The organism is Micromonospora sp. A202, assembly GCF_006715105.1.
Taxonomy (GTDB): Bacteria; Actinomycetota; Actinomycetes; order Mycobacteriales; family Micromonosporaceae; genus Micromonospora; species Micromonospora zamorensis.
Genome location: NZ_VFMP01000001.1, coordinates 3774490 through 3786533 on the forward strand (window position 1 = coordinate 3774490; position 12044 = coordinate 3786533).

At 70.4% G+C, this 12044-nt stretch carries 9 protein-coding genes and 1 pseudogene; 4 read left to right on the forward strand and 6 right to left on the reverse strand.

Features of this window, described 5'->3' with window-relative positions; translation table 11 throughout:
* The first annotated feature begins 80 nt into the window (after positions 1–80).
* On the forward strand, positions 81–710 hold the full coding sequence (locus FBZ33_RS17585; protein ID WP_141909906.1) for a hypothetical protein: 630 nt from the start codon (positions 81–83) through the stop codon (positions 708–710).
* 51 nt (positions 711–761) lie between these two features.
* A complete protein-coding gene (locus FBZ33_RS17590; RefSeq protein WP_141909907.1) occupies positions 762–2654 on the forward strand; it encodes an ABC transporter ATP-binding protein in 1893 nt (630 codons plus the stop codon).
* Between the two features lie 72 nt (positions 2655–2726).
* Here FBZ33_RS17590 and FBZ33_RS17595 read toward each other — a convergent pair whose 3' ends face one another.
* The 4 genes and pseudogenes from FBZ33_RS17595 to FBZ33_RS17610 form a co-directional block, all read right to left on the reverse strand.
* Positions 2727–3281, reverse strand: a complete 555-nt coding sequence (locus FBZ33_RS17595) for a PepSY domain-containing protein (protein ID WP_141909908.1) — start codon at positions 3279–3281, stop codon at positions 2727–2729.
* A 106-nt stretch (positions 3282–3387) separates the two neighbouring features.
* Positions 3388–3940 (reverse strand): annotated as a pseudogene (locus FBZ33_RS17600) (DUF5872 domain-containing protein).
* Between the two features lie 28 nt (positions 3941–3968).
* Entirely contained in the window at positions 3969–5258 is a 1290-nt protein-coding gene (locus tag FBZ33_RS17605; RefSeq protein WP_141909909.1) for a HAMP domain-containing sensor histidine kinase, read from the reverse strand.
* The gene (locus FBZ33_RS17610; RefSeq protein WP_141909910.1) at positions 5255–5950 is read right to left on the reverse strand and encodes a response regulator transcription factor; all 696 of its coding nucleotides are present in this window, start codon (positions 5948–5950) and stop codon (positions 5255–5257) included. Before FBZ33_RS17610 ends, FBZ33_RS17605 begins: the two co-directional genes overlap by 4 nt.
* A 102-nt stretch (positions 5951–6052) precedes the next feature.
* Here FBZ33_RS17610 and FBZ33_RS17615 point away from each other — a divergent pair, with 102 nt between their 5' ends.
* On the forward strand, positions 6053–6517 hold the full coding sequence (locus FBZ33_RS17615; protein ID WP_141909911.1) for a septum formation initiator: 465 nt from the start codon (positions 6053–6055) through the stop codon (positions 6515–6517).
* 36 nt (positions 6518–6553) lie between these two features.
* Here FBZ33_RS17615 and FBZ33_RS17620 read toward each other — a convergent pair whose 3' ends face one another.
* Complete coding sequence (locus FBZ33_RS17620; RefSeq protein WP_141912753.1) at positions 6554–7006, reverse strand: MarR family winged helix-turn-helix transcriptional regulator; 453 nt, start codon at positions 7004–7006, stop codon at positions 6554–6556.
* A 118-nt stretch (positions 7007–7124) separates the two neighbouring features.
* Between FBZ33_RS17620 and FBZ33_RS17625 the strand changes: the two genes are divergently transcribed.
* Positions 7125–7421 (forward strand): hypothetical protein, encoded by a 297-nt coding sequence (locus tag FBZ33_RS17625; protein WP_210924645.1) that lies wholly within the window; start codon positions 7125–7127, stop codon positions 7419–7421.
* A gap of 395 nt (positions 7422–7816) precedes the next feature.
* Here FBZ33_RS17625 and FBZ33_RS17630 read toward each other — a convergent pair whose 3' ends face one another.
* Positions 7817–11758 carry a ThuA domain-containing protein gene (locus tag FBZ33_RS17630; protein ID WP_141909913.1) on the reverse strand — a complete coding sequence of 1314 codons (3942 nt, stop codon included), beginning with the start codon at positions 11756–11758 and terminating at the stop codon, positions 7817–7819.
* Positions 11759–12044: the final 286 nt, after the last annotated feature.

Below are 12044 nucleotides of genomic sequence, written 5' to 3' on the forward strand. Positions count from 1 at the left end.
GGCCGGGGTCTTGTGGCAGCGGGTCGTGCGATATCTTTCGCGCGAAATCGAGACGGGGACGGGACTCAATGACGCGCACGATGCCGGCTGGCCCAACCATCGTCGGCGCGCTGACGTCGGCGATCCTGCTGTTCACGACCGGGTGTTCGGGGCAGTCCGACACTCCCGCGCCGGCAGCGGCCATGCAGTCGTCGCCCCCCGCTGCGGCGATGCGCATCGATAAGCCGGCCAAGCTCCTGGGCACCTGGACCGAGTCCGTGGATCGGGTCATCCGCGGCCAAGCTGAGCAGAACATGGGCAACTTCAAGAAGCTGCTCGCCGCTGGGCCCACCAGCGCTACGGGCACCGCCTACGTCCGGGCCGAAGAGGTGTACTCCCGTGAGCGCGGGCTGCACATTCCCAGCGATGACCAGCGGGTCATCCTGATCAGCGCGGTGTCCGGCACGATCACCGACCCGACCGCGACACTGAACAAGATCTTCGCCGGGCTGCCAAAGGTCACCGACGTCGGGTCGGTCGTGCCGGGCCCGCTGGGCGGGGTGGCCGGCTGCGGCACCGGTCAGGCCGGGACGGGCATCCCAGTCGACGTCTGCGTGTGGAGTGATCAGCACACCATCGGCATGGTGACCTTCATGAATTTCACCAAGGCCGATGACCCGCGAGGTGTGTTCGGTCAGATCCGCGCCGAACTGGAACGCCCCGCGCGGTGACTTGACCTCAAGCTCGGGTGAGGTCCTAACCTCCGGTATCGGAGGTAAGGCATGAGCATGGAATTTACCGCGTGGACGTCTCTGCACCACGCGATGAACGCGCAGGAAGAACGACCACTGTCCCGTGTCACCCTGAAGCGCATCGTGGAGTTCGCGCGGCCGCACCGGGCCCTGATCGTCAGGTTCCTGCTGCTGAGCGTGGTGACGGCGGTCCTCACGGTGGCGGCACCCGTCCTCGCCGGACGGGTGGTCGAGGCTATCGTGGACGGCGCCGACAGCGGCGTCGTGATCCGGTTGGCGGTGCTGATCGCCGTGATCGCCCTGGCCGAAGCCGGCCTGGGTCTGGTGACACGGTTCCATTCCGCCAGCATCGGTGAGGGGCTCATCGTCCAGCTGCGGACGGCCGTCTTCGACCACGTGCAGCGCATGCCGGTGGCGTTCTTCACCAGGACGCGCACCGGAGCGCTGGTCAGCCGCCTGAACAACGATGTGATCGGTGCGCAGCGGGCCTTCAGCGACACGCTGTCCGGGGTGGTCGGCAATGCGGTCACCCTGGCACTGACGTTGGCGGTGATGCTCAGCTTCTCGTGGCAGATCACGGTGCTGGCGCTCGTACTGCTGCCCATCTTCGTTCTCCCGGCGCGCCGGATGGGTTCGAAGCTCGCCCAGTTGCAGCGTGAGGCGGCCGAGCACAACGCGGCCATGAGCACGCGGATGACGGAACGCTTCTCCGCGCCCGGCGCGACCCTGGTCAAGCTGTACGGACGGCCGGCCGAGGAGTCCGCCGAGTTCGCTGCACGGGCGCGTCGGGTGCGGGACATCGGCATCCGTACCGCCATGCTCCAGTGGGTCTTCATCACCGCGCTCACCGTCGTCGGCTCGCTGGCGCTGGCCCTGGTCTACGGGCTGGGTGGTCTCTACGCCCTCCGGGGCAGCCTCGACGCTGGGACCGTGGTCGCCCTCGCGCTGCTGCTGTCGCGTCTCTATGCGCCGTTGACCTCGCTGGCCAGCGCCCGGGTGGAGGTGATGAGCGCGCTGGTGAGCTTCGAGAGGGTGTTCGAGATCCTCGACATCAAGCCGCTGATCCTCGACCGGCCCGACGCCCGGCCGCTTCCCGACGGGCCGGTCGCGGTGGAGTTCGACGACGTACGGTTCGGCTACCCGTCGGCGGACAAGGTGTCGCTCGCGTCTCTCGAAGATGTGGTGAAACTCGATGCCCGCGGCGGCGAGGAAGTGCTGCACGGTGTGTCGTTCCGCGCCGAGGCGGGGCAGATGGTCGCCCTCGTCGGCTCCTCCGGGGCGGGCAAGTCGACGATCGCGCAACTCCTCCCCCGCCTGTACGACGTCGAGGACGGCGCGGTGCGGCTCGCCGACGTCGACGTACGCGACCTGTCAGCCGAGTCGATCCGGACGGCGCTGGGTGTCGTCACCCAGGACGGGCATCTCTTCCACGAGAGCATCCGCGCCAACCTGGCGTTCGCTCAGCCGGACGCCACGGAGGACGAGATGTGGGAGGTGCTCCGGCGGGCCCGCCTCGACGACCTGATCCGCACACTTCCCGATGGGCTCGACACCGTCGTCGGTGAACGCGGGTACCGGTTGTCGGGCGGGGAACGGCAACGGCTCACCATCGCGCGGCTGCTGCTGGCCCGTCCGCGCGTGGTCATCCTCGACGAGGCCACCGCGCATCTCGACTCCACCTCCGAGGCCGCGGTTCAGGAGGCTCTCGCCGAAGCCCTGACCGGCCGGACGAGCGTGGTCATCGCACACCGACTCTCCACCATCCGGGCGGCCGACCAGATCCTCGTCGTCGAAGACGGACGCATCGTCGAGCGTGGGCGACACGGCGACCTGCTCGACGCCGGCGGCCGGTATCAGGAGTTGTACCGCACCCAGTTCGACCAGGACCAGCCGACGGTGAAGGAGCAACGCGTCGCCATCTGAGGCGCGCCTGCTCCACGACCCGCGCCGCCGCCCGCCCGGGGGATCCCCGTGACGGGCGGCGGCGCCGGACGGTCAGTCGTCGTCGTTGTCGTCGTCGTTGTCGTCGTTGTCGTCGTCGTCGTCGTTGTCGTCGTTGTCGTCGTCGTCGTTGTCGTCGTCGTTGTCGTCGCCGTCGACCGGCTCCTGCTCGGCCTTGACCACCGAACCGTTGTCCCGGTCGACGTCCACCTCGTGCTCGGTGTCGCCAGCGACGATCTCGACGCTCCACACCGGTCGACCGTGCTCCTGCTCGGACTCGACCTCGACGATCTGACCGCCACCGGCCTTGGCGAGCGCGATCTCACCGGCACGCTTCTCGTCGACCGCGCTACCCGCCGGCGAGGTGCCAGCTGACGGCGTGCCGCTGGACGGCGTACCCGATGGGGTCTCGGCCGACGGCGTGCCGCTGGCCGACGGCGAACCGCTGGCCCCGGGCGCGTCCGTGGCCGTCGGCGCGACGGTCGCCGCGGCGAGCGTCGTGCCGCCGGTCCGCGAGTCGTCCGCGGCGTTGACGCCCAGCGCGATCCCGGCCACCGCCAGCACCGCCGAACCGCCGACCGTCGCCAGAAGCAGATTGGTGCGCTTCATGGTGGTGTCCACCTTTCCTCGGTTGTCGACTCCGAGGATCGGTCAAATCGGGATAGCAGCGCGCTGTCGGGACGCTAAGGCCAGGTTAAGGCGGTCGACGGGCAGGTCAGCCGCGCCGGTTGAGTTCCGCTTCGAGCCGCTGGACGAGCGTCGCGGTCCTTGCTGGCACGCTCGTTGCGCAGTGCGGTCTTGAGCTGTCGCGTATCGAGGCCCCGGACCAGCTTGGCCGCCTCGGCAACCGACATCTCGGTCATCCGGCCGGCCGTGGTGGCGTCTCGACGCGCTCGCTTGGCCGGGCCGGTGTTCGCGACGTACTGCCTGCCGGTGCGGGAGGCTTCGCGCTTCTTGGTGTCGGTCGCGCGCTTCTGGCTCTCGGACATCTCGTCCCAGGCCTTCTTGGGCAGGTAGCGACTCGTCGTGTCGCCCTTGCGCGCCCGTGTGTCGCCCTCTTTCGTCTGCCATTTCTCGTTGCCCCAGCGCTGGAGCGACTTCTGCCGCTCGTCCTTTTCGCCGAGGAATCCCCCGCCGCGCTTCTTGTACTCCTGGGTGACCAGCTGCGACTTGCGCGCCGACCACTGTCCCGGCCGGCCGCCCTTGTCGGAGGACTTGATCTCTTCCTTGATCTGCTCTCTGAGCTCGGGTTTCGTGTACCGCGCCATGACTCGCAGCTACCCGGGACCGCAGCGGCTATGCCTGCCGCGGTGACGTCGGTGGTCCGAGTCGCAGCAGCACCTGTGCCCCGCCCCGCGGGCCGGTCCGCAACTCCAGGCGACCGCCGGCGGTCTGCGCGGCGCGGCGGGCGATGTCCAGGCCGAGGCCGGTCGAGCCGGCCGCGCTCGCGCCCCGGCGGACGGCGCCGACCGGCATGCCCGGCCCCTCGTCGGCGACGCTGAGGACCACCTCCCCCGCGTCCGAGGCGAGCCGGACGGCGAACGACGTTCCATCGGGGGTGTGCGCGAAGACGTTGCCGAGCAGGGCGTCGACGGCCGCCGCCAGGTCGTCCGCTGCCACACCGACCGGGAGAGGCCCAGGTGCCAGGTCGAGGATGACGGCCCGGCCGGTGTCCTCGGCCAGCACAGACCAGAACGCGACCCGGTCGGCGACGATCGCCGCAGCGTCCGAGGCAGCCGGGCCCGCCGCCGGTGAATGCCGCCACCGGGCCTGCCGGATCAGCCCGGTGACCGCACGTTCGAGACCATCGGCGGCGGCGGTGATCCGGGCCGCGTCGTCCGGGTCGCGCAGCGACTCCGCCTCCAGCCGCAACGCCGTCAGCGGTGTCCGCAACCGGTGGGACAGGTCGGCGACCTGCTCGCGTTCCTGGACGAGGAGCACCTGGATCCGGGTGGCGAGGTGGCTGAGCGCACCAGCCACCTCGCGCAGCTCGGGCGGGCCGGCCGGGGTGACCCGGGCGTCCAGCTCCGCGTTGGCGAGCCGGTGCGAGACGGCGGAGAGGTCGCTGATCGGCCGGACCAGGGTGCGTGCCAGCCGGTCGGCGACCAGCAGCCCGATCAGCACGAGGATCACGCCGAGCAGCGCGAGCACCAGCCAGGCCCGGGTGACCCCGGCGGTCAGTTCGTGCTGCGGCACCACAATCCGGATCACGCCGGTGCCGTCCGCCCGGCCCTGCACGGCGATGACCACCTCCCGGCCAGCCGCCGACTCCCCGGTGAGGCTCTGCCCACGCGCGGCCAGGGCCACCGCCGGCGTACGGGGGGTCTGGGCGCCGAGCACCGTGCCGTCCGGCAGGAACACGCTCACCGGTCGTCCGGACTCCGCGGCGAGCTGCTCGAGGGTGAGCCGGATGGTCGCCGCGTCGGCGGTGCCGACCACCGGCACGAGACTCTGCGCGTCAGCGGTGGCCCGAACGGTGGCCCGGTCCTCGGCGACAGTGCGGACCAGCAGCGCCAGCGGCACCAGGAAAGCGATGAGGGTCAGCACACTGACCGCGGCGACCAGCAACGCGAGCCGTGCCCTCACGGCTGCGCCGCCGGCGCTTCGAGACGCACCCCGACACCGCGCACGGTGTGCAGGTAACGAGGCTGCTGGGCGTTCTCCCCCAACTTGCGACGCAACCAGGACAGGTGCACGTCGACGGTCTTGTCGGCACCCCCGTAGGGGATCTGCCAGACCTCGGTGAGCAGTTCACGCTTCGTGACCACCTGGCCGGGCCGGCCGGCGAGGTGGTGCAGAAGGTCGAACTCGCGCGGCGTCAGCTCGACCAACACCCCGTCCAGGGTGACCTGCCGGGCCCGGGGATCGACGCGCAGCCCGCCGACGACGAGCGCCGGGTCCTGCGCGTCGGCACCGGAGGGCCCTCGCCGCAGCACCGCCCGGGCGCGGGCGTCGAGCTGCGCCGCCGTGAACGGCTTGACCAGGTAGTCGTCGGCACCGGCGTCGAGCACCCGTACGATCTCGGCCTCGTCGTCGCGCGCGGTGGCCACGATGACCGGCACCGAGCTGACCGCGCGCAGCATCCGCAGCAGCTCGCGTCCGTCCAGGTCGGGCAGGCCCAGGTCGAGCACGACGAGATCGGGACGGTCCTCCAGTGCGTCGCGGAGCCCGGCCATCGCGGTCGAGGCCGCGGCCACCGCATGGCCGCGTTCCCGCAGGGCACGGATCAGCGGGGTACGGATGGTTAGGTCGTCCTCGATGAGCAACAGGCGGGCCACAGCTGGCAGGCTAACCGCTACCGCTGTCGGCGAGGCGCACGTTAACCATGCCTTAGCGTCCGGATGTGCCAACGACAAGGACGGATCGGGGATAGTCAGAGCATGGGCCGTCGTTCGATTCTCGTCGCCGCCGGGTGGGTGGCCACCGTCGCCGTGGCGACCCTGATCGGGTTGGGCGCGATCCGGTTGGTGGGCGAGAGCCTCACCGGCACACCGGGTGGGGTGCGCAGCGAGGCCGAGATCGAACGGGCGCTCGCCTCGCCGGAGCCGGTGCCCACCGGTACGACGGGCACCGCCTCAGTCGGGCCGGGCACGGCCAGCCCCACGCCGAGCGCGAGCTCCGGGGTCCGCCGGGGGTTCGCCACCGAGGGCGGCACGGCCGTGGCCGAGTGCGGTGCCGGTGGCGTACGCCTCGTCTCCTGGGCGCCCGCGCAGGGCTACCGGGTCAGGGACGTGGACCGGGGCCCGGACGACGACGTCGAGGTCAAGTTTCGGGGGCCGACTCGGGAGTACGAGTTGAAGGTGCGCTGCATCGGCTCGGAGCCGGTGGCCGTCGCCGACGACTGACGGCCCGGGAGCAGGTGAGGTGAGTGTCGCGGCGGTTCACCGGCTCTGCAGGGCGTCCACCAACCGCCTGAGCGTCTCGCGCGCATTCTCGAGATCCCTGAGGCTGAGACCGGCTCGTTCCACGGCGTCCCGGCGGTCGGCGTCGGAGCGTTCCAGGAGGCCGGTGAGCGTGGCCAGCCCTGCCGTCGTGAGTGTCACCAGTGGCGCGCGGCGGTGATCGGGGTTGTCGTGCAACTCCACCATCCCGGCACGGGCCAGGTCGTCGACCACTCGCTGCACGCTCTGCCGAGCGAGGCCGAGTCTGCGCGCCGCGCTCGCGACGGTGCGGGCACCGTCGGAGAGCACGCTCATCACGTGCCATCGGGCGGCAGTTTGGCCCTCTTCTCGGGCGAGCTCCTCGCTTGAGCGCCGAGACTCGCCTGCCAGTTCGTACACGTCTGCCACCAGCAGCCGATACGCGTCGACCCGGTCCTGTTTCCGTTCGGTCATCGGCAGCACCTTACCACACGTTGACAGCCTACTACTGGAATGACAGCATGCTGTCATGATTCTTCGACTGTGGAGCGGGTGGACGGAGCCCGCTCTCGCTGACGCCTACGATCGGCTGTTGACGCAGGACATCGCGCCCGCGATCCTCGCCCGGGGGGTGGCCGGGCTTCGGGAGCTTCGGGTTCTGCGTCGTTCCCCGCAGGAGCTGGACCCCGCCGAGGGCAGCGAATTTCTCACCGCCATGACTTTCACGGACTTCGCCGCAGTGTCGGCCTTCACCGGCGGCGATCCGTCCGCCTCCGTTGTCCCGCCTGCCGCCCGCGATCTGCTCGGACGCTTCGATCGGCAGTCGCGGCACTATCTGACCCGAGCGGTGTTCCGCGCCGGTGATGGCCAGCCGCCAGGCGTCGGGTGAACACCCGTCCACCTCACTGACCCATTGGCTGCTCGCGGTCGGCGTTCCGGCCGAGGGCGACCGTCCGCAGGGTCTCCTCTCTCCGCCGCACCAATAGCGCCCCGCAAGCCGGCGCCGACCAGATTCCGCACGTCGGCGGCGCCGGGTCGTCGCTGGCCCGGCCGTGCACCAACGAGGAGCACGGCCAGCATCTCGTCCTCGTACACCCGACGGTGTTCCCACGGATAGAAGGCCAGCAGCCGCCGGTAGCGGCGCTCCAGATCGTCGCTGCTCACGCCGCGCCTCCGTCGGTCAGTAGCCACACCCGAGCGGCGTCCGCGTTGTGTCGCAGGCGAGCTGCATTGACGGACGTGGCCGGCACGGATCACCGTGCCGGCCACGTCAACGGTGGTGGTTCAGCTGATGTAGGCCTCCACCTCCCAGAGCGAGTGCCCGTACCCGGTGCCCCGGGCGGTGCCGTTGATCCGCAGGTAGCGGCCGTTGGCACCAAGCGCGCTGTGCTCGTCCACACCGCCGACCGCGCCGGTCACCGTCTTCACCGTCGTCCAGGTGGTGCCGTCGTTAGAGGTCTGGATCTGGTACGCGCTGCTGTACGCCGCCTCCCAGCTCAGCTTGACCCGACCGATCGCTGTGGGACTGCCGAGGTCGACGCGGATCCACTGCGGGTCGGAGAACGTGCTCGACCAGCGGGTGGTGAGGCTGCCGTCCACCGCCTGGGCGCCGGACACGTCGGCCCCCTCGTTGCTGGAGGTCGACGTGGGCTTGTTGAGCAGAAGGTTGCCGCCGGAGGGGCCACCGGTGCCGCCGTACACCTCGAACTCGAACAGTGAGTAGCCCCAGGCGGTCCCCCGGGTGGCGCCCAGGAGCCGGACGTACCGGCCGGACCCGCTGAGCCCGGTCAGGTCGTCCACCCCGCCGTCGCCGCCGGTCACCGTACGGATCGTGGTGAAGTTGACCCCGTCCGGCGAGGTCTGGATCTGGTAACCACTGCCGTATGCCGCCTCCCAGGTCAGCTTGACCCGGTTGAGCGAGTACGTGGCACCGAGGTCCACGTCGATCCACTGCGGGTCACTGAAGGCGCTGCCCCACCGGGTTCCGGCCACGCCGTCGAACGCGTTGGCCGCGCCGTACGCGCCCTCGAAGCTGGACGCTCGTGCCGGCTTGCCCCGGGCCAGGTTGGTGCCCGGCTCGGGATCCGGGTCCGGGTCCGGGTCCGGTCCGGGACCGCCGGGGCTGGTGGAGAGGGTGAACTCGTCGATGTCGAACCACGGCCCAGCGCCCTTGAAGACCAGGAACAGGGTCCGGGTGCCGGTCGGGGCGGTGACCCCACCGGTGACCGTGGCGAAATTGGCGTACCCACCGGTGGGGACCACGGTGGCCGAGCCGACCAGCGGCCCGGTGGGCGAGTCGACCCGCAACTCCACCGTGCCGCCGCCACCGGCCGGTGCTCCGACCCGGGCGCTGAACGACTGGACGCCGGTCAGGTTGTAGGGCCGGAACGAGATCCAGTCGTTGTTGTCGACGTAGCCGACCGCCGCGCCGCCGTGCCCCGCTGCCCCGGCGACGATCTGGACACCTGACGAGTCACCGAAGTGCTCGGCCTGGCGTACCCGAGGTTGCAGGACGGCCTGGGTGTGCGTGGTCAGCGGCGGCTGACCCCCACCGCCCAGGTCGGTGTACTCGGCGTCGATGATGCCGAAGATGTTCGCCGCGGTGTCGTGCTCGCCGTCCGCCGAGGTCTGGATGACGCCGGAGCAGCCCTGCACGCTGCCGAGTTGGTGGCCGTGCGAGTCGTGGCCGAGGACGTAGTTCACCTTCACCCGGGCGCAGTTGATCGCACCGTCCTGGGCGTCGGTGACGGTGACCGAGAACGGCACGGCGTCCCCGAAGGTGAAGGTCTGCCCGTTCAACGGGGTGTTCACTGTGACCACCGGGGCGCTGTTGCCGACAGTGACCACCACGCTCGCGGTGGCCGTCTTGCCGGTGGTGTCCCGGACCGTCAACGTCGGGCTGCGGGTCCCGTTGGTGGTGTACGTGAAGCTCGGGTTGGCCGCTGTCGAGTCGGTGGTGCCGTTGTTGTCGAAGTCCCAGGCGTAGGCGAACGGGTCACCGTCCGGGTCGAGCGTGCCGGCCGAGGAGAAGGCCACTGTCAGCGGCGCGGTGCCGCTGGTCGGGGTGGCCGAGACCTTGGCGACGGGCGCTCGGCCCTCGCGGGCGTACTCGATGCGGTAGAGCGCCGAGTTGGCGTCGCCGTTGAACCAGCCGGTGCCGTAGTCGAGCACGTAGAGCGCGCCGTCCGGCCCGAACTCCATGTCCATGACCTGCGTGCCGGTCCACGGGAACGGGTTGATCTTCAGCGGTTGGCCGGACGCGTCGAGCTTGATGTTCTTGATCCAGCGGCGACCGAACTCACCGGCGAAGTAGGTCCCGTCGTAGTACTCGGGGAACGCCACGGGCGAGGTGTTGTTCGGGTCGTACCGGTAGACCGGGCCGCCCATCGGCGACAGGCCACCGCCGGTGAACTCCGGCGGCGAGCCGGAGCCGCCGTACGGCAGCCACGCCGGGACGGCCGGCGGCAGCTGGGTGATGCCGGTGTTGTTGGGTGAGTTGTTGACCGGCCCGCCCGCGCAGTTGAACTTCGGCCCGGACGGGCCAGACGGGAAGGTGTAGTCGTTGTACGCGTCGTTGCGGGCGGTGCAGTACGGCCAGCCGTAGAAGCCGGGCCGGTCGATCCGGGCGAACTCCACGTTGCCCGCCGGCCCCCGGTTCGGGTCGGCGGTGCCCGCGTCGGGACCGTAGTCACCGAGGTAGACGATGCCGGTGGCCTTGTCCACGCTCATCCGGAACGGGTTGCGGAAGCCCATCGCGTAGACCTCCGGGCGGGTCCGCGCGGTGCCCGGGGCGAACATGTTGCCGGCCGGGATGGTGTAACCGCCGGCGGCGCTCGGCTTGATCCGGAGCACCTTGCCGCGCAGGTCGTTGCTGTTCGCCGAGGTGCGCTGCGCGTCGAACGCCGGGTTGCGCCCGGCCCGCTCGTCGATCGGGGTGAAGCCGGCAGAGTCGAACGGGTTGGTGTCGTCACCGGTGGACAGGTAGAGGTTGCCCGCCGCGTCGAAGTCCATGTCACCGCCGACGTGGCAGCACATGCCCCGGCTGGTCGGGACGTTGAGGATCAGCGTCTCGCTGGCCAGGTTGATGGTGTTGTCCGCGTTGACGGTGAACCGGGCCAGCCGGTTGACGCCTTCCCAGACGGCGAACTCGGCCGGGGTGCCGGTGGCCGGGGCGCCGCCACCGGGGGTGCTCAGTGGCGGGGCGAAGTAGGCGTACACCCAGCGGTTGGTGGCGAAGTTCGGGTCGGCCTTGATGCCCTGCAGACCCTCCTCGTCTCCGGTGTAGACCGGCAGGGTCGCGGCGATCTTGGTGTTGCCGGCGGCGTCGGTGTGCCGGATCACGCCGTTGCGGGAGGTGTGCAGCACGCCCCGGTCCGGCAGGACGGTCAGGCTCATCGGCTCACCGGTCTCGGCCGCGCCCTTGGCCAGCTCCACCTGTTGGAAGCTGCTGGTGACGGTGGGACCGCAGTCGGCGTCGACCTCCCCGGCCGCGGTCCTGATGCCACCGAGCAGGTGCTGACGGAAGCTCGCCTCGGTGTACGACGCGTCGGTGTGCCCCAGGCCGGTGTACCAGGCCCGGCCGCCGGAGTAGTTCTGGCACCAGGAGATCGGGTGGTCGGCGCCCATGCTCCCGCCGGTGTAGGTGCTCTCGTCCAGCGTGGCCAGCACGTGCACATTGCCGCGGGGGTTGGTGCGGTAGTTGTACAGCTCGTCGAACCGGTTCCACCGCTGCGGCAGCGTCGCGGTGGACGGGTGCACCTGGTCGGCGACCTTGACGGTGACGTTCTGCTCGGCGGGGTGCGAGGCGAAGTACGCCCCAACCAGCCCGCCGTACCAGGGCCAGTCGTACTCGGTGTCGGAGGCGGAGTGCACGCCGACGTAGCCGCCGCCGCCGGTGATGTAGCGCTCGAACGCGGCCTGCTGGGCGGCGTTGAGCACGTCGCCGGTGGTGGACAACCAGATCACCGCGGCGAACCGGTCGAGGTTGGCGTCGGTGAACTGGGCGGCGTCCTCGGTCGCCTCGACGGTGAAGCCGTTGGCGGCGCCGAGCTGCTGGATGGCGGTGATGCCCGGGGTGATGGATCCGTGCCGGAATCCGGCGGTCTTGCTGAAGACCAGCACGGTGAAGGGTGCGGCGCTGGCCGTGGGCGGCGCGGCGACGATGCCTCCGGCCACGAGGATCGTGCTCAGCGCGAGGCCGAGCCACGATCTCAGGGATCTGCGCACGGTGGGGTCCTTTCGCGGTGCGAGGGACGGCGTGCGCCGATCACGCCTGGCGGTGGTGGGACGAGATATGTGAATGCATCGTTGCGTCCGAATCACGGGCGCGTCAAGCACTCTCCCACCATCCGTGAGAGCGTTATCTCCGCAGGTCAGGGACGACCGTCGAGAGCTAGATCGAATAACGGTTTTCCGGCTGCGATCCGTGCGCGGAGGCCCCCGAGGTGCGGTGGACGCGCTCGCGGCCCGACGCGCTCGGTGACTGACCGAATCGGATCACCACTGTTAGGTA

Coding starts and splice junctions, on each gene's coding strand:
- FBZ33_RS17585 (WP_141909906.1), top strand. CDS start 81: ATGCCGGCTGGCCCAACCATCGTCGGCGCGCTGACGTCGGCGATCCTG.
- FBZ33_RS17590 (WP_141909907.1), top strand. CDS start 762: ATGAGCATGGAATTTACCGCGTGGACGTCTCTGCACCACGCGATGAAC.
- FBZ33_RS17595 (WP_141909908.1), bottom strand. CDS start 3,281: ATGAAGCGCACCAATCTGCTTCTGGCGACGGTCGGCGGTTCGGCGGTG.
- FBZ33_RS17615 (WP_141909911.1), top strand. CDS start 6,053: ATGGGCCGTCGTTCGATTCTCGTCGCCGCCGGGTGGGTGGCCACCGTC.
- FBZ33_RS17620 (WP_141912753.1), bottom strand. CDS start 7,006: ATGACCGAACGGAAACAGGACCGGGTCGACGCGTATCGGCTGCTGGTG.